The sequence below is a fragment of the Streptosporangium sp. NBC_01755 genome (genome assembly GCF_035917995.1).
Lineage (GTDB): Bacteria > Actinomycetota > Actinomycetes > Streptosporangiales > Streptosporangiaceae > Streptosporangium.
On the sequence record NZ_CP109131.1, the window covers coordinates 426,088 to 443,093 of the forward strand.

General features: G+C 68.5%; 13 protein-coding genes and 1 pseudogene. 6 read left to right on the forward strand and 8 right to left on the reverse strand.

The genetic code is table 11. The annotated features are described in order from the left end of the window. Window positions 1-85: 85 nt before the first annotated feature. The 3 genes from OG884_RS01760 to OG884_RS01770 all read right to left on the reverse strand — a co-directional run bounded on the left by OG884_RS01760 (window position 86) and on the right by OG884_RS01770 (window position 2,743). On the reverse strand, window positions 86-913 hold the full coding sequence (locus OG884_RS01760; protein ID WP_326641431.1) for an HpcH/HpaI aldolase/citrate lyase family protein: 828 nt from the start codon (window positions 911-913) through the stop codon (window positions 86-88). Window positions 914-1,646: 733 nt separating this feature from the next. Next, window positions 1,647-2,348 carry a DUF3618 domain-containing protein gene (locus tag OG884_RS01765; RefSeq protein WP_326641433.1) on the reverse strand — a complete coding sequence of 234 codons (702 nt, stop codon included), beginning with the start codon at window positions 2,346-2,348 and terminating at the stop codon, window positions 1,647-1,649. Continuing rightward, on the reverse strand, window positions 2,345-2,743 hold the full coding sequence (locus OG884_RS01770) for a phage holin family protein (protein WP_326641435.1): 399 nt from the start codon (window positions 2,741-2,743) through the stop codon (window positions 2,345-2,347). The genes OG884_RS01765 and OG884_RS01770 overlap by 4 nt, the downstream gene beginning before the upstream one ends. 403 nt (window positions 2,744-3,146) lie before the next feature. Here OG884_RS01770 and mads6 point away from each other — a divergent pair, with 403 nt between their 5' ends. Then, the gene (gene mads6 / locus OG884_RS01775) at window positions 3,147-4,748 is read left to right on the forward strand and encodes a methylation-associated defense system protein kinase MAD6 (protein WP_326641438.1); all 1,602 of its coding nucleotides are present in this window, start codon (window positions 3,147-3,149) and stop codon (window positions 4,746-4,748) included. Window positions 4,749-4,772: 24 nt separating this feature from the next. Here mads6 and OG884_RS01780 read toward each other — a convergent pair whose 3' ends face one another. The 3 genes from OG884_RS01780 to OG884_RS01790 form a co-directional block, all read right to left on the reverse strand. Next, entirely contained in the window at window positions 4,773-5,711 is a 939-nt protein-coding gene (locus OG884_RS01780; RefSeq protein ID WP_326641440.1) for a diacylglycerol/lipid kinase family protein, read from the reverse strand. Between the two features lie 83 nt (window positions 5,712-5,794). Further along, on the reverse strand, window positions 5,795-6,652 hold the full coding sequence (locus tag OG884_RS01785) for a hypothetical protein (RefSeq protein WP_326646836.1): 858 nt from the start codon (window positions 6,650-6,652) through the stop codon (window positions 5,795-5,797). Continuing rightward, a complete protein-coding gene (locus OG884_RS01790) occupies window positions 6,603-7,031 on the reverse strand; it encodes a hypothetical protein (protein ID WP_326641442.1) in 429 nt (142 codons plus the stop codon). The genes OG884_RS01785 and OG884_RS01790 overlap by 50 nt, the downstream gene beginning before the upstream one ends. 333 nt (window positions 7,032-7,364) lie before the next feature. Between OG884_RS01790 and OG884_RS01795 the strand changes: the two genes are divergently transcribed. Together OG884_RS01795 and OG884_RS01800 are read left to right on the forward strand one after the other, a co-directional pair. Then, window positions 7,365-8,726: an FAD-binding oxidoreductase gene (locus tag OG884_RS01795; RefSeq protein WP_326641444.1), complete on the forward strand. Its 1,362-nt coding sequence runs from the start codon at window positions 7,365-7,367 to the stop codon at window positions 8,724-8,726. 200 nt (window positions 8,727-8,926) lie between these two features. Continuing rightward, window positions 8,927-10,813 (forward strand): serine/threonine protein kinase, encoded by a 1,887-nt coding sequence (locus OG884_RS01800; RefSeq protein WP_326641446.1) that lies wholly within the window; start codon window positions 8,927-8,929, stop codon window positions 10,811-10,813. A gap of 307 nt (window positions 10,814-11,120) precedes the next feature. Here the strand turns inward: OG884_RS01800 and OG884_RS01805 are convergent, their stop codons facing one another. Both OG884_RS01805 and OG884_RS01810 read right to left on the reverse strand, forming a co-directional pair. Continuing rightward, a complete protein-coding gene (locus tag OG884_RS01805) occupies window positions 11,121-12,077 on the reverse strand; it encodes a TIGR01777 family oxidoreductase (protein ID WP_326641448.1) in 957 nt (318 codons plus the stop codon). 147 nt (window positions 12,078-12,224) lie between these two features. Next, entirely contained in the window at window positions 12,225-12,347 is a 123-nt protein-coding gene (locus OG884_RS01810) for a hypothetical protein (protein ID WP_326641450.1), read from the reverse strand. A 1,607-nt stretch (window positions 12,348-13,954) separates the two neighbouring features. Here OG884_RS01810 and OG884_RS01815 point away from each other — a divergent pair. The 3 genes and pseudogenes from OG884_RS01815 to OG884_RS37360 all read left to right on the forward strand — a co-directional run. Beyond that, window positions 13,955-14,503 carry a DNRLRE domain-containing protein gene (locus OG884_RS01815; protein ID WP_326641452.1) on the forward strand — a complete coding sequence of 183 codons (549 nt, stop codon included), beginning with the start codon at window positions 13,955-13,957 and terminating at the stop codon, window positions 14,501-14,503. 139 nt (window positions 14,504-14,642) lie between these two features. Next, entirely contained in the window at window positions 14,643-16,346 is a 1,704-nt protein-coding gene (locus OG884_RS01820) for an IS1634 family transposase (protein ID WP_326639544.1), read from the forward strand. Window positions 16,347-16,540: 194 nt separating this feature from the next. Continuing rightward, window positions 16,541-16,975: pseudogene (locus OG884_RS37360) on the forward strand (Ig-like domain-containing protein); the annotation flags it as partial. Window positions 16,976-17,006: the final 31 nt, after the last annotated feature.

A 17,006-nucleotide genomic window follows, 5' to 3' on the forward strand; every position in this document is an offset into this window, starting at 1 on the left:
CCGCTGTGCGGATCGGTGGCCATTCCTCACGCCGGGGATTCCGGTCGCGATGGCGCAGAACAGACACCGTTCACCTGGCATCACGTCAGGATAGGAGGCGGCGGGCGGCCCTCACCACCGCCTCGTCGACCATCTGCCCCCTGGCGTCGGTGACGACACCTGATCCGGATGCCTCGAAGCGGGCGATCAGGTCACGAGCCCGGTCGAGCTCTTCCGCCGAGGCGGTGAAGACCTCGTTGACGACGGCCACCTGGGCGGGGTGAATGCAGGCTCTGCCGCGGAAGCCGAGGCGTTTCAGGGCGAGGGTGGAGACGCGCAGGGCATCGAGGTCACGGAAGTCGGTGCTGACCGGAGCGAGGGGTGGGTCGAGCCGGGCGGCCGCCGAGGCCAGGACGACCTGGGAGCGAGCCCACAGCAGCTCGCGCTCGTCGGGGCCGGTCTCAACCGCGAGGTCGGCGCGGAGATCGGCCTCACCGATCTGGAGGCGCGCGACACGAGGCGCCCTGGCGATCTCTGGAGCCGCCAGGATCGCGGCCGCGCTCTCCAGCAGGGGGCACACCACGATGGAGCCGCCGGGCACTCCCTCGGCCGCCTCGGCGGCGGTGAGCACGGCGTCGACGGCCTCCAGTTCGGCGGCCGACTCGGTCTTGGCCACGCAGATTCCGCGCACCCCGGGCAGGGCGACCGCCCGGAGGTCGTCGTGTCCGGCCGCGCCGGGATTGATCCGTACGTAGATCTCGGAGGTGTCGGGGCCGAGCCCGCGCAGCCACACGGCGACGGCCGCGCGGGCTGCCTCCTTGTGCACGGGCAGGACCGCGTCCTCCAGGTCCACAATCAGGCTGTCGGCTCCCCTGTCGAGCGCCTTCGCGAGTTTTTCGGGCTGGTCACCCGGGACATAAAGGGCAGATCGCATCACCATCCGACCTTAGCGGTACCCGAGATGAGGGATTTCGCGATGACCATCCGCTGGATGTCGTTGGTGCCCTCGCCGATGGCCATTGCGGGCGGACGTCTCAGCTCCGACCCCTTGGAGCAGGGGGAAGCCGGGCGTTCCACTCGTCAGAGCGTGGCGCATGAAACCTCCCGTGTGTCCTGCCCCGAGAACATGTCCCGCCCAGGAACGCTACATGTGCTCGGGCACGCGTGTGCCCAAGATCGGGATACTTCGCCGTTGGTTACGAAATACGAAAACAGGGACGCGGCGCCCCTGACCGCGAAGACGACGCGGCGCCCCTGACCGCGAAGACCCGGTGTGAAGGCCAGGGCCGAGCGGAGGCTGTCCGGCGGGACATCCGTGGGGGAGATCCGGGCAGGCGGAGAGGAGGGGGTCCGCCGCCCACCCGGAAACGGTCAGATTACCCCGACAGACATGAGTTTGGCTTGCCTGGGCGCACAGGTGTCGGCCGGATCTCCGAAGATCCGGCGGTCGCGCCGCTTTCGGCGGTTCCGGGGGTTACCCGGACCCATCCCGCCAGACCCCCGGGATCCTCGGTCCGAGAGTCCCGTCAGGGCGGTTCCGAAGGCTTCGGGACGCCCCCAGATCTTCCCGGACCATCCGCCAGACGACCCCCGGGATCCTCCCGTCAGGGCGGTTCCGAAGGCTTCGGGACACCCATCAGATCTTCGGGGACGGCCCTGCCTGGCATCTACCTCCTCTTGCCTCGCCGCAGGACCCGGAAGACGAGCAGGGCGAACGCGGCCACCGCCGCGACCGTCAGGACGGGACGCTTGCCCGCCTCGGTCGCGACCTTCTCCGCCGCGTCCTTGATCTCGACGGGGGTCGCCTCCTTGACCCGGCCGACGATCTCGGGGGCGGTCTCCTTCACCCGCCCGACCATCTCAGGAGCGGCCGTCTTGACCCGCTCCACCATCTCGGTGGCGGTGGTGGCGGTCGCCGCCCCCGCCCTGCGCAGATCTTCGCCCACATGGGCGGCGGTCTCCTGGAAACGGCCCTTCACATCGGTCTTGTGCACCAGTGCCTCCACAGTGTCGCCCAGTTCGCGGCGGGCGTCCTCGATGTCCCGCCGCACGGTTTCCGCATCGTTCTCGTCTTTTGTGATGATCTTTCCGGTCTTCGTCTCGCCGACACCGGTGCCGGCGGTGTTGACGGTCTTGCCGTACGGGGTGGCGCCGGCGACCGCGCTCTCCGGGAGCCGGGGCGTGTCGTCGCGCTCGGACTCCGGAACACCTAGATCCTCGCCGGGCGTGCCGTACGGCTGCTTCGGCGGGATGTTCAGCGACTCCCTCTCATCCGGCGTTATGGGAGCACCGACCCTTTTTCTTCGGGATCCGGTGATTCCGGCCTCGGCCGGGGGGCGGTCGGAGCCGCCCGGGTCTGTCTCAGTCATCGGTGGGCCCTCTCCCTCACCGCGTAGATGTCGTCCCTGACGCTCTCGATGGTCCGCGCGGGAGTCGGCGGGGACGCCTCGGCGACCTGGTGCTTGCCGAAGAACCCGAGTGCGCCGGCCACGGCCAGCAGCACCACGCCCACGACCGCCGCGGCCAACCAGGCGGGCATCACGTACGCGAGAAGCAGGATCACCGCGGCGACCAGAGATCCCGCCCCGAACAGGGCCACGACTCCCGCCCCGCCGAACAGTCCCACGCCGATTCCCGCATGCCTGCCCTTTTTGGTCAGTTCCGCCTTGGCCAGGCGGAGCTCGTCCCTGACCAGACGCGAGACCTGCTCCGACATCTGCCGGATCAGCTCGGATGTCGGCAGTGACTCCTTGGTATTGACCATGGACTGCCTCCTCCCCTACAGGAAAGGACGCCTACCCTGTCCCGCCACGGCAAACATCCGTACGGCGGCGGTGCTCACGGGAGCCTCAGGGGCAACACCGTGCCACGTCACGGGCCGGCCCACCAGCACGACCTGCCGGCACGACCCACGGCGACCACGGAAACCGAAGAAGATGTCCGGCATCCTGACCGGCCGCGGTGTCCCGCCTGCCATCCGAGGGCCGGCCGGAGCGACAGCGCCGACGTGCCGGACACGTCGATCACGTCTCACGGCCGGGACTACGCCATGATCATAGGGAGGCCCGCGTGTCCGAGTGGTGGAAAAGTAAAGCTACGGGCAAAGATGAGCCTCTTGAGATACTGCGTGGCACGATGAGCACGATTAGGAAGGCGGCACGCTAGAGATGGCACAGATCGTCGGCGGCGGAAGCCCGGTCAACGACGCCGAGCGACGGGTCATCGCACACCTGCGAGACAGCGCCCCGCAAGACTGGCTGCTACTGCACAACATCGAGGTGCCCCGCGGCGACGACACCTTCGAGGTGGACTTGATCGTCCTGACAGGCCACTCGCTCTGCGTCATCGACGTCAAGGGCACCCGGGGCAGGATCGAGGTCGCGGGGAACCGCTGGTTCCCGCTGCGGCGGGAGGCGTTCGGCTCCCCTGTCACCAAGCTGCGCGGCAACGGGCGCGCGCTCAAGGGCCTGCTCACCCAGGAGCGGCGCGAGCTGGACCGGGTCTACGTCGACAGCCTCGTGGTTCTCACCGGGGCCGACGCGGAGCTGGTCGACCCGGCCGGCCGCGACTCACGCCACGTCACCGACCTGGCCGGGCTTGTCGGCACGCTGAGTGACGCCTCCCGCGTCAGACGCGGCCACACCACGGATACCGCGCCGTACGGCACCGCGATCATCGAGGCGCTCAACGGGAGCGTGCGACGTTCCACGGCGCCGCCGCGTTTCGGCAGCTGGGAGGTGGAGGAGCAGCTGGGCGGCGACAACCGGGTCACCGAGTATCGCGCGATCAACGCGACGGTCCCCGGCAGCGAGACGGTCCTGCTACGCGTCTACCGGGCCGACCCGCTGGCGGAGGAGGAACCGCGAGCGGCCGAACGACGGCTGATCACCAACGCCTACCAGGCCCTCACCAGGATCCCGGCGCACCCGTGCGTGGTGCGTGCCCGTGACTTCTTCGCCATCGACGACGAGAGCCGGTTCGTGCTGGTCCTCGACGACGTGCACGGCCAGGCGCTGCACCTGCACCTCACCGCCTCCCCCCGCACGCTCTCCACCGCCGCCCGGCTGGACGTGGTGGAGGACATGCTGCTGGGCCTGGCCCATGTCCACGCCAACAACGTGATCCACCGGGCGCTCAGTCCCGCTTGCGTGCTGGTGACGGAGGACGGCCGGGCGATGCTCACCGGGTTCGACTACGCCAAGCCGGGCCCCCGTGCGCACACCGTTGCCAACGAGCTGCCCAACGTGCTCGACACCCACTACGCGGCCCCCGAGTGCCAGGCCATGCCCGAGCGGATGACCGCCGCCTCCGACGTGTACGCGGCCGGGGTGATCGCCTTCCAGCTGCTGACCGGGGAGCTCCCCCCGGCCAATCCCGACGCCGAACCCGCCCCCGGTGAGGCGTCCGCCGAGATCATGGACCTGCTCCGGCGGATGCGTGACCACGCGACGCACAAGCGCCCCGATGCCGCCGAGGCCCTGGCCGACCTGCGGCGGGCGCGGCGTCCCCGCCCGCCGGCCCTCTCCCCGCCGGCTTCCGGCGTACCGGCCCTCCCTCTCCAGGACCCCGGTACGGCGAACACCGGCGTGGCGGTTCCCGAACGCCCGGAGAGGCACGGGCCGGGACACCACCCGCGAGACGCCCACGCGCCCGCGTGGAACGGAGATGAGCACGAGGAGAGCCTGCCTGACAGGAACGTACCGGGACAGAAGCCGCTACTCGCCAGGCTCAGGGGGAGATTCCGGCGTATCACCGGAAAACAGCCGTGAAGGCGAACCCAACCTGAACGCGGCTCAGGAGTCGACGAAGTCGTCGGGGACCATCACCCGCAGGCCGTTGGGGACGGTGCGGATCGTGATGGGGGTCATCAGACGGACCTCACCGTCGATGTCGGCGGCCAGCGGCGGGTCGGTCTCCAGGTGCATCTCCCGCCCTATGACGAAGGGACCTCCCGCGAGGCTGCGCCAGCGGCCGCTGCCGGCCCGGATCATGGTCTCTACCAGCAGGCGCAGGCGCTTGCCCGAGCCGAGCTGGTAGGCGACCAGACGACCGTTGTCGATGCTGATGTCCTTGGCGACCTGCCAGCCGCCGTGGAAGCGGCCGTTGGCGATGTTGAGCTGGTGGGTGAGCAGTTCGTGGCGGCGGCCGTCCACGGTGAGGAAAGCCCGGAACGGCTGGTGACCCGGGAGGATCATCAGGGCCGTGAGCGAGTAGGCCGCGCGGCCGAGGAGACGTTTCACCCCGTGCCTGACCTTGCCCGCCACCTCCACCGAGACCCCGAAGCTGGCCAGGTTGGCGAACTCCCGGTCTCCGGCGATGCCCAGGTCGATGTCCGCGACCTTGCCGGTGCGCAGCACCCGGACGGCTCCGGCGAGGTCGAGGGGGACGCCAAGGCTGCGGACGAAGTTGTTGGTGGTGCCCAGGGGCAGCACGCCGAGGGCGACGTCACGGTGGGCGACGTGTTTGACGGCGGAGCTGAGCGTGCCGTCGCCACCGCCCACGACGAGCAGGTCGGGGCCCGTGGCCAGGGCCTCCTCGATGATGGCGCGCAGACGCCTGGGATCTTCCACGGGGAAGAAGCGGATCGATCCGAACCTCTCGGCCCGCAGTGCGCGGACCACCTCCGGGTAGTGGCGCCGGCCTCGGCGCGAGCGCGTGTTGACGACCACGCAGACCCTGCCCTCGGTCCTGATGGCCTCGGTGTGCTCGGCCTTGCTTCGGAGCTCTCCCACGCTGTTCCCATCCGATCGGGTGCCTGCCCGTTCAAATGGTATGGCCCCGCCATCGGTGACAGCGGGGCCATATCCTGGGGGGTTTACTTCTTGGGCGGGGTGACCTGCACGATCGCGCCGAGGTTACCCGGCAGCGGGGTGATGAGCTTGAGCTTCACACTCAGCGCCTTGCCCTCGTCGCCGGGGTTGCCGGAGCCGAGGACGTGGCCGCCGCCCATGTCGATGCCGTACGCCTGGGTGGCCGGGCTGCCGTCGGGGTTGACGACCCGGGTGCTGTACATCTGGTCGCCCGCCGACGGGATGACCGTCGAGGCGTCGGCGTCGCGGAGAAGCAGGCTGTCGCCGCGCGCCTCGAAGCCGGGGTACCAGGTCTTGGCGTCGGTGAACTCCGAGACCCCCTTCAGCCCGTCCACCTTGGTGCAGTACGCGCTGAAGGGCTCGTCGAGTCCCTCGATGCACTCGGTGAAGGGGTAGGTCTTGGCGAAGGAGAAGGCGGCGTTCGAGGACTGCACGCGACCGCTCATGTTCTTGAGGGCGAAGTCGTCGGCGTGCCAGCCGCGCGGAGTGTAGGCGGCATCGGTGTTGTAGGCCAGGCGGAGCTTGATCGCCTTACCGGCGAACGGGGCGAGGTCGACGTAGTCGTGCCGCCAGCCGTCGGTGTTGCCGGTCAGGCCGTACCTCTTGTTGCCGAACGCGACGAGGTTCCCGTTGGGGTCGGTGTAGTCATCGTCGGTGGAGACCAGGGCGCCGCCCTCGGTGTAGACCCTCTGCTGAGCCCAGGTCGTGCCGCCGTCGACGGAGACCTCGACGAAACCGTAGTCCCAGTCCTCTTCGATCTCGTAGTTGTTCCAGAGCCAGAACTTCAGATCGGTCCCGGCCGGCACCTGGACGTCACGGGCGATCTTGACGTTGGCCCACTCCTGGTCGAAGTTGGACCACAGCGTGCTGGTGCCGCTGGTCGTTGAACTCCACCAGCAGGGTGAGGAGCTTGGCCGTCTTGGGGGTCTTCACCTTCTTGAAGAGAAGGTCGGCGGGGTTGAGCCCCGTCCTGATCGCCTCGGCCTCGCGGGCGGCCAGCACCCGCGCGGCGACGGGGTTGCCCTCGGAGTACTTCTGGTCGATCTTCCTGGACGGAGCGGCCTTGCGCGCCTTGCCCGACGGCAGGGCCGGATCGCCGACCTCCGGCTCGTCCCTGGGCGGTGCGTAGTTGATGTAGTAGTCGGCCGCGGTCGGCTGGTACCGCGCGACCGAGGAGTCGCTCTCGGCCGACGCACTGCTCACAGCCAGGCCCGTGACGGCCAGGCCGAGTACGGGAACCATCGCGAGAAGGCGCCTGGGAGCGCCTTCTCTGCTGACTCTGCCGGACAACGTGTCCCCTCCCTGCGCGCGGGTTTACCGGGCGCGGACATCTCCGGCGCGCCGGATAAGCGCACCGAACCGGGAGGTTCGACGAGAAAGCAAAGCCAGAGTCAAGGCGCCAAATGATGTTGCAAAACTGAAATAAAATGCCTTTTGTTAGAAAATGGTGGTGATTTTCACTCCGATCCGGATCGGCGTTGCCTGCCCGCCTCCTGAGGTGCCGCGTTGGCATGCGGGGGCGCGATGAGCGTGCCGCCTGAACGTTCATGCGGAACCAGGTCGTACAGTCCAGTTGTGACCGCTATCTCCGAACTCGTCGCAGCGCTGGCACCGGAGAGGGTGCTGACGGACTCCGACGTGACCGACGCCTATGCCCGGGACCGGACCTTTCTGGAACCCGGGAGACCTCTGGCCGTGGTGCTGGCGCACACCAGGGACGACGTGGTCGCCGTGATGAGATGGGCCACCAGGCACCGGGTTCCCGTGGTGCCCCGGGGTGCCGGGACCGGCCTGGCCGGCGGGGCGACCGCCATCGAGGGGTGCGTCGTACTGGCGCTGCACAGGATGGCGGCCATCAGGGAACTCTCCCCCGACGACGAGATCGCCGTGGTCGAGCCTGGGGTCATCACCGCCGACCTGGACCGGGCCGCCCGCGAGCACGGGCTGATGTACGCCCCCGACCCCTCCTCCTACGAGATCTCCACCATCGGCGGCAACCTGGCGACCAACGCGGGCGGCCTGCGGTGCGTGAAGTACGGCGTGACCCGCGACTCGGCACTCGGCCTGGAGGTCGTGCTCGCGGACGGGCGGGTGATCAACACCGGCAGGCGCACCGTGAAGGGCGTGACGGGGTACGACCTGACCGGCCTGTTCGTCGGCTCCGAGGGGACGCTCGGGATCATCACCGCGGCGACGGTGCGGCTGCGCAGAGCGCCGTCGGTCTACCCGGCGACGATCGCGGCCGAGTTCGCCTCCCTCAGGGAGGCGGCCGCCGCCGTCTCCGCGATCATCGCGGCCGGGTGCGAGCCGTCCCTGCTGGAGCTGCTCGACCGGAACACGCTCAAGGCCATCGACGACTGGCGGAACATCGGGCTGGAGGAGTCGACCCGGGCGATGCTGATCGCGCAGTCGGACGCGGTGGACGGCCCGGCCGTCTCCGAGCGCATGGCGGAACTCTGCACCGCCAACGGCGCGGCCTTCGTGGCGGTGTCGTCGTCGGCGCAGGAGGCCGAGCAGCTGATCGGGGTCCGGCGGATGGCGTACGAGGCCAAGGAACGGCTGGGCAAGTGCCTGGTGGAGGACGTGTGCGTGCCACGCTCTCTGTTGCCCGACATGATCGAGAAGATCGAGGCGATCGCGGCCAAACACAGCGTGCTGATCACCACGGTCGCCCACGCGGGCGACGGCAACCTGCACCCCGTCTTCGTCTTCGACAAGGCCCTGGCCGAACCGCCGCCCGAGGTGTGGGCGGCGGCCGACGAGCTTTTCAGGGAGACCCTGAAGATGGGGGGCACGCTCACCGGCGAGCACGGTGTCGGTCTGCTGAAACAGCGTTGGCTGTCCATGGAGACCGGGCCGGTCACCGAGGAGATCCACCACGGGATCAAGCGGGTCTTCGACCCGCTCGGCATCCTCAACCCCGGCAAGGCCATCTGAGCGGACCCCCGCCCACCGGGCGGGGAGATCCGGAGATCCCCTCTTACCAGGCGGGGAGCCGGGATCTCAGCGAATCCCCCTCCGGCCGAGCGCGGGATTCCGCGGTTCCCTCGAATCTCCATGGCCGTTCGCTCCCCTCTCACGCTGGTAGCGTTCTGCCCCACCTAAACCATTTTTCGGGTTTTGCCGGGGGGCAGCTGATGGAACCACTCACAGCGGAGGATCCCCCGCGCCTGGGATCGTTCGAGCTGACCGGGCGGCTCGGGGAGGGCGGGCAGGGGATCGTCTACCTCGGGCGGGGGCCGGAGGGCGAGCAGGTCGCCGTCAAGCTTCTCCACCACGGGCTGGCCGGCGACCCCGAGGCCAGGGCCCGCTTCCTGCGCGAGGTGTCGGTCGCGCAACGGGTGGCCCGGTTCTGCACCGCCTCCGTGCTCCACGCCGACCTCGCCGGCAGCCGTCCGTACATCGTGAGCGAGTACGTCCCGGGTCCGTCCCTGCGCCAGCTGGTCGACAGCCAGGGGCCGCGGCGCGGCGCCTCCCTGGAACGTCTCGCCGTCAGTACGGCCACCGCGTTGTCGGCGATCCACCGCGCGGGCATCCTGCACCGTGATTTCAAGCCCGCCAACGTACTGATGGGCCCCGAGGGCCCGGTGGTGATCGACTTCGGTATCGCCAGAGCCCTGGACTCTCCGGGGATGACCGCGACCGGGGTGGCGATGGGGACCCCTTCCTATCTCGCGCCCGAGCAGCTCGGGCCGGGCGAGGTGACGCCCGCGGCCGACGTGTTCGCCTGGGGCGTCACGATGGTCTTCGCCGCGACCGGCACGCCCGCGTTCGGCCAGGACTCCATCCCCGTCGTGATCAACCGGATCCTGAACACGGAGCCGGAACTGGGCGCGCTGGAGGGAGAGCTGCGCGAACTGGTCGCGGCCTGCCTGTCGAAGGACCCGGCGCTGCGCCCAACCGCCGAGCAACTCGTCAACCGCCTGATGGGCACCGCCCCCACCACCCCGGTCCGGCGGCCGGCGCCCCTCACCGGTCCCGCGCCGGATCCCGGCCACATGTCCGCGGCGGCCATGTGGCAGAGCGGGCAACGCCAGGACGGACCGCCGGCGGGCGGGCCGGGAGACATCGCGCCAGGACAGAGCGGGCCGGGACACGGCGGGCCAGGACACGGCGGCTCCGGCCAGGACGGGTCCGGGCGGAGGAAGGCACGCGGCCCTGTGGGGCTCCTGCTCACCGGGGTGGCGGTCGTGGCCACGCTCGGCGTGGCCGCCGCCGGGACCGTGACGGTCCTCCAGAACGACGAGAAGACCGCGGTGGCGCGAGCCGGAGCGGCGTCCGCCGCGGCGGAGACCTCAAGGCCGGCCCCGGCATCCGTTACCGACGGTCCGCCCACGGCCGGCAAGAAGCCGCCCCTGCCTTCGGAGATCGGGGAGGACGCCGAAGAGGTCTCCCCGATCACGCCTCCCCCGTCCCGGCGGATCGCACGGCCGTCCTCCCGGCCGGCCGAGAACCCGAACAGCGATGCGGGAAAGCCGACGAGGGAGCCCACCAGGCCCCCCTCCCGTACTCCCAACCCGGCGGCCGGCACCGCCAAGCCCACCCCGTCGGCGAACCCGTCGGACCCGGACAACGCCATCAAGCCCTCATCGGCTTCCGAGCCGACGTCCAAGCCGACGCCCAAGCCCACCACCGCGCGACCGACGGCGAGACCCACCACCACCGTCAAGCCGAGCCCGAAGCCCACCCCCCAGAAGCCCAATCCCTACACGGCCACCGGCGTCTGCGGCAGCGGTTACAAGGTCGTCAACTCCAGGGCCCTGGGTGGTGTAGCGACGATCTACCTGCTCTACAACTCCGCCGCGGGCAAGAACTGTGTCGTCACCATGTCCAGGTACGTGGTCCCCGCCAAGGTCGCGATGAACGCGATACTCCAGGTGCAGGGCGGCTCCAGCGGGAGCAACCCCGGCAGGTTCACCGTCTACGCGGGCCCCGTACGCCTGTCCGCGGCCAAGAAGTGCGTCATCTGGGGAGGTTCACACGGGTCGCTGTCGTGGAAGAGCGGCTGGAGCCACTGCGGCTGAGCACGGGAGATCCCGCGCGCTTCGTCGGCTTCCGTTTCATCCGGCCCGGCCGGCTCCGGTCGTTTCGGCCGCCTCGCGTGCGTACGCTGGCCGAGAGCGGTGAAACCCGGGCATCGTGGCGTTCAGCGGGGACGACCTGCGCCCGGACCCCGGGCAGATCGTCGAACCCGGTGGACGTATCCATCGTGATCACGGTTCTCGCGGTGGCGGCGCGCCTGATCCTTTGAACGCCGGAGAGCGTGTCCGCACGGGCCACGCGACGCGGAACGGCGAGGCCGCGCCGGTGGTCCGCAGGAGCCCCGGAGGCTCACACGGGGACGCGGCCCCCGCCGCGCACGCGCCGCACGAGGTCGCCGGCGGCCTCCGGCCACCGGGCGTGGTCGAAGGCGAAACCCGCTTCGAGCAGGCGACCCGGGACGACCCGGCGGCTTTTCAGCAGGAGCTCGGTGTCCGAGCGCAGCGCGAACGCGCCGAGCTCGGCCATCCACCTCGTGGCAGGCAGGCCGACCCGAATCCCCCACGCGGCGCGCAGCACGCGCATGAACGCACGCTGCGGCAGAGGATCGGGGGCGGCGAGGTTCACCGGCCCGGCGAGGTCGTCCCGATCGGCCAGGAACTCGACGGCACGGACGAAGTCGCGGTCGTGGATCCAGGACATGTACTGCGCGCCGCCCGCGATCGGGCCGCCGAGGCCGAGCCGCACCATCCGCAGCAGGACATCGAGGACGCCGCCGCGATCGGGACTCATCACCATGGCGGTACGCAGGGCGACCTTACGCGTATGCGGGGTTTTGGCCTGCTCCTGCTCCCGCTCCCACGCTTTCGCGATCTCGACGCTGTAGGCCCAGTAGGCCGGGACACCGGGTTCGGTACCGCCGATCACGCCGGTCGCCTCGTCGTTGGGCGCGTCGAAGCGGTGAGCGTAGACGGTGGCGGTGCTCATCTGAAACCAGACCCGGGGAGGCCGCGCGGCGGCCGCGATCGCCTCGCCCACGACCCGGGTGGAGTGAACACGCGAGTCCATCATGGCCCTCAGGTTGGCGGCGGTGTAGCGGCAGTTGACGCTGCGCCCGGCCAGGTTGACCACGATGTCGCTACCGTCGATCGCCTCCGCCCAGGGCCCCAGGGTCTCCCCGTCCCAGCGGACGTCACGCTCCCGCACCGGCCGCCTGGTCAGCACCACGACGTCATGCCCCGCGGCGGTCATCGCGCGATCCAGGACCGCACCCACCTGACCGCTTCCTCCGGGTATCACTATCTTCATCGGGCCCCCAGAATGTGTGAGGCCAGCTTAGCGCGGCGCGCTGAACGCGTTCAAAAGAGGTCGATCTCGCTCACCGCCCCGCGCACACACGCGACGACCTCGCGAAGGTTCCCCCCATGGTCCGGACACCGGCGGTGTGTCGTCAGGTCATTCGACGCTCACTGCCTTCCTCACCCGGAGGGCGACTTCGTCGATGCTCCCCATGGTCTTCCACTCGCCCTCCAGGTCTTCCTGCCCGCCCACGAGCTTCGAGCCGTTGTCGAAGATCATCCTCTGGGGATCCGGAGCCGCCAGAACGACACCGCTCGGCAGGCCGTTCTCAGCCCCTTCGATCCGAAAGGCCGTTCGCCGATCCCAGGGCTGAAGCGTTCTCACGTGGTGAGACCGAATGATCGAAGGCCGTGGGCTGGGTGGCGGCGATGTGGGCCCAGCCGATCAGGCGGGCCAGGCCGACGGCCAGGTCGCGCAGACCGGCCGGGATTCGGGGAGCGGTACCGGCCCCCACCCTGCGGGCGTCCTCGCGGTGGGTGACAAGGCGGGCCGGGGCGGGTGGTGTAGATCTTCATGCTGCCGACCATCAGGACGAAAAAGCCTCGCGGAGGCGCGATTACTCCGCACAACCGCTGAACGATTTTTACTTGATCGTTACAATTTTTCGTGTTTGACATTTGCCCAGCCGCCCGCGATTGCTCGCTTGATCATTCCCTTTTCCTGGGTGAATTTTACTGATAGCTTCCTTCGAGTCGAACCCTTGTTCGCATGACCCGCACGTCGTGCGGGCCAAACGCATGCCTGCAGGAGTGATGAGTGACACCAACCCCAGGGATAAGAGAGAACTCACCCTTCTTATCTCGGCGCAGACGAGGCAGACGCCGACTGGTGAATGCCACCGCGGTAGGACTGGCAGTGACGATGATCGTCAGTTTGGCCGCGGTCCCATCATGGGCACAGCAGGAACCGGCACCAACCCCCGCGCAAACGCAACCCGCGCCGGCACCGAAACCGGCACCAAAGGGTGGCAGGCCGGTTGTGGACAAGGTGGTGGAAGCCGCCAAGGAGAAGGCCGGCAAGACCGGCAAACGGGTGGAGATTCCCTCTCAGCGGACCGAGACCACGACGGTCTTCGCCAATCCTGACGGCAAGACCCTGCGAATGGAACTGCACGCACAGCCCATCCGAGTCAAAAAAGCCAAGGGAAACGGCTTCACGCCGATCGACACCACCCTCGTCGAGGAAAACGGGGTCATCAAGCCCAAAGCCGTCAAGGGCGATCTGACCCTGTCGGTGGGCGACGACACCGCCTTGGTGAAGAGCAAGAGCGCGCAGGGCACCGCGGAGATCGCCGCTTCCGGCAAGCTGCCCAAGCCGAAACTCGCCGGGAACGCCGCCACCTATCAGTCCGCTTACGGCGAGGACATAGACCTGGTGGTCACCGTGACCGCGACCGGCTTCCGGCAGCGGATCATCATCCGCGAGCGGCCCGCCGGCCCGTTGACCTTCCGGCTTCCGGTGGATCTACCCACGGGCATGTCCTACGGCAAGGACGCCGCCGGACAGCCCACCCTGCTGGCCGAGGACGGCAAGAAGAAGATCGCCGATATTCGGCCGGCGCCGCTGCTCGACGCTGTGGCCGCCGACGGCAACGGGCCGATCGACGCGGGCAAGGTCGGCAAGGCCGCCGTCGGTGTGGAGCAGGACACCTCCACCCTGGTGTTCACCCCCGACGTGACGTTCCTCGCCGATCCGGCGGTTTCCTACCCGGTGACCTTGATGGCCATCGACTCCGACTGGTGGGAACCGTCCCTGGGCAATGACACCTTCGTCAACAGCCTGAATACCAGGACGGCTACTACAACAGCAGCCTGGACCGGATCCTGGTGGGTAAGTCCAACAACGGGTCGGTGCGCTGGCGCAGCTACATCCGCTTCGACGAGATCCCCGCGGACTCCCTGCTGCTGGGCGGGGCGGTTGACAACGCCGACCTGGTCCTGTGGAACCACCTGTCCAACGACTGCGGCGAGTTCGTCGGATCCGGCGTCACCGCCCGTCGCATCACCCAGCGGTGGGATGTCTCCACCCTGACGTGGAACAACCAGCCGCCGGTCACCGGCGCGAGTGCGAACACCGAGTACGGCGCCTATCTCCCCGGCTGCACCCGCGGCTACATGGACTACGAGCATGACCTGATCCACTCTGTGAACGGGATCGTCCAGGCATGGGCCGATGGCCAGCCGAACTACGGCTTCCAGCTCACCGCCGGCAACGAATCCGACATCACCAACTGGCGCCGCTACCGCACCCAGGAATACACCTGCTGCAGCTCGGGGGCCCACGCTCCCAAGCTCACCGTCGACTTCACGCCCGCTCCGATCGAAGTGGTCGTCTACTCATACGACGGAGCGCAAAGGCCTGGGTTCCGCAGCTAATCAGGGTTCTGGGCCACGGCTGAAGGTGTAGATGCTGGTCAGAGGGGTGGGGACTGGTCGGATTCTCGATTCTGCCTAGATACACGCATATTCGCCGTTTCCTAGGCCTGCCAAGGGTTATGGCGTTATCGTCTAGTCCATGTATCTGCGGTCGACGCCTCGCCGGAACAAGGACGGGACGGAAGTCCGATACCTGCAGCTCGCGCACAACGTGTGGGATCCGGTGTTGAAGCGGTCGAAGGTGCAGGTCGTCTACAACTTCGGCCGCGAGGATGCCGCGAACCGGGAAGCCTTGCAGCGCCTGATCGCCTCGGTCACCCGGTTCCTCGATCCCGACGCCGCCTTGTCGGCGGCGACCGACGGGCTGGCGTTCACCGAGTCCCGACCTCTGGGCGGCACATGGGTGCTGGATGCCCTCTGGCGGCAGTTGGAGATCGGCAAGGTGATGAAACGGCTGCTCAAGGGCCGCCGGCTCGACCCGGCCGCGGAGCGGGTGCTGTTCGCGCTGGTCGCCAACCGGGCCCTGGCCCCCTGCTCCAAGCTCGCGGCGGCCCGCTGGGTGAACGAGGACGTGGCGATCGACGGCCTGCTGCCCGCGACCAGCGACGACGCCTGCTACCGGGCGATGGACTGGCTGATCGAGATCTCCGGAAAGCTCGAGGAAGAGGTGTTCCACCAGGTCGCAAACCTCCTCAACCTCGAGGTCGATCTGCTGTTCTTCGACACCACCTCGACCTACTTCGAGACCGAAGACGCCGACGAAGCCGTGCCTCGCGACGCGTTCGGCCAGGTCGTGCCCGAGCAGGACGCCACCGACGATCACAAGCGCAAGGGGTTCCGGTCGTTCGGCAAGTCCAAGGACCACCGCGATGACCTGCCGCAGGTCGTGATCGGGATGGCCGTCACCCGCACCGGCATCCCCGTCCGGGTGTGGTCCTGGCCCGGCGCGACCGGCGACTCCGCGCTGATCCGGCAGGTCAAGGACGATATGCGGGACTGGACGTTGTCGCGGATCGTGTGGGTCGCCGACCGCGGCTTCGCCTCCGAGCGCAACCGGCTGCACCTGCGCAAGGGCGACCACCACTACATCATCGGAGAGAAGCTCCGCTCCGGATCGGCCGAGGCCACCGAAGCACTCGCCCGTCAGGGCCGCTACCAGGAGATCCGCGACAACCTGCGGGTCAAGGAGGTTCGGATCCGCGAGGACGAGCGGTTCATCATCTGCTTCAACCCCGAGGCCGCGCAGCGGGACGAGAAGGTCCGGGAACGACTGCTCGCCCAGCTCGCGACCTTGATCGAGGGCACCGATCGGCTGAACGCGACCAAACGTGCGGAGCTGCGCGGGGTGATCTCCACCAAGCCCGGCCTGAACCGGTACCTGCGGACCACGCCCGGCGGGCTGCTGCGCATCGACGCCGCGAGAATCAAGGCCGAGGAGAACCTCGACGGCAAGTACCTGCTGCGCACCTCGGACCCGAAGATGACTCCTGAGGACATCGCGCTCGGCTACAAGCAGCTCCTCGAGGTTGAGCGGGGCTGGCGCGACATGAAGCAGATCATCGATCTGCGGCCGGTCTTCCACCGCAAGGAGCAGCGCATCCGCGCGCACGTCCTGCTCTGCTGGCTGGCGCTGCTGCTGGCCCGGATCGCCGAGACCTCCACCGGGCAGACCTGGCCCGCCCTGCGCCGCGAGCTCGACCGGATCACTCTGGGCACCTTCACCGGCCCCGCCGGCACCTTCCGGCAACGCACCGAGATCACCAAAGCCCAGCGCGATCTGCTCCACGCCCTCAAAATCGATGCCCCGCCCAGGATCTACCAGCTCACCCCGCCCAGCCGCTGACCAGGCCGAACCCCAGCCCCTAGATACACGCCGTCCCGCCAGCAGACGGCATGTTTCCGCATGTCAATCCCCAGATTCGCGGACTATCCCGCTACATCAACTGCGGAACCCCGGAAAGGACGACACCACCGACCTACGCGGAAGCCCTCGCCATGCAGGTCGACACAGCGGAAAACATTCCCAGTCTTCCTGCGATGAGCGCTGGGAATGAACAGCTTCTCACAGAGCAGCAGCTTTACCCGGAAGAGATCCCGACGGAACAACTGCAACCGATCGACGGAGAAGCAAGGGGTGACGAACTAGGCGACTGGGACGGGAAGGGTGTCGAGGGAAGCGAGACAGGTGACACAAGCTCGCCGACCGTGGTTGCCACCACCCCCGGCAGCGATGCGGAGAACGTGTCTCCGGGCACCGAAGTCGAGGTGACTTTCAGCGAGCCGGTATGGGAACCGGACATCTCAATGAAGGACGCTGTGGGAGTGGAGGTTCCCGGCGACACAACAGCAGCCGCCGATGACAAAACATTCACCTTCACGCCGACCCATCCTTTGTCCTCGGGGACTCGCTACACGGTACAGGTCAGCGACGCCGTCGACGCAGCCCCCAACCCCTTCACCCCCCACTTGTGGTCCTTTACGACAGAGATTCCGGAAAGTGGCC

Coding starts and splice junctions, on each gene's coding strand:
- OG884_RS01760 (WP_326641431.1), bottom strand. CDS start 913: ATGCGATCTGCCCTTTATGTCCCGGGTGACCAGCCCGAAAAACTCGCG.
- OG884_RS01765 (WP_326641433.1), bottom strand. CDS start 2,348: ATGACTGAGACAGACCCGGGCGGCTCCGACCGCCCCCCGGCCGAGGCC.
- OG884_RS01770 (WP_326641435.1), bottom strand. CDS start 2,743: ATGGTCAATACCAAGGAGTCACTGCCGACATCCGAGCTGATCCGGCAG.
- mads6 (WP_326641438.1), top strand. CDS start 3,147: ATGGCACAGATCGTCGGCGGCGGAAGCCCGGTCAACGACGCCGAGCGA.
- OG884_RS01790 (WP_326641442.1), bottom strand. CDS start 7,031: ATGGTTCCCGTACTCGGCCTGGCCGTCACGGGCCTGGCTGTGAGCAGT.
- OG884_RS01800 (WP_326641446.1), top strand. CDS start 8,927: ATGGAACCACTCACAGCGGAGGATCCCCCGCGCCTGGGATCGTTCGAG.
- OG884_RS01805 (WP_326641448.1), bottom strand. CDS start 12,077: ATGAAGATAGTGATACCCGGAGGAAGCGGTCAGGTGGGTGCGGTCCTG.
- OG884_RS01810 (WP_326641450.1), bottom strand. CDS start 12,347: ATGATCTTCGACAACGGCTCGAAGCTCGTGGGCGGGCAGGAAGACCTG.
- OG884_RS01820 (WP_326639544.1), top strand. CDS start 14,643: ATGTATCTGCGGTCGACGCCTCGCCGGAACAAGGACGGGACGGAAGTC.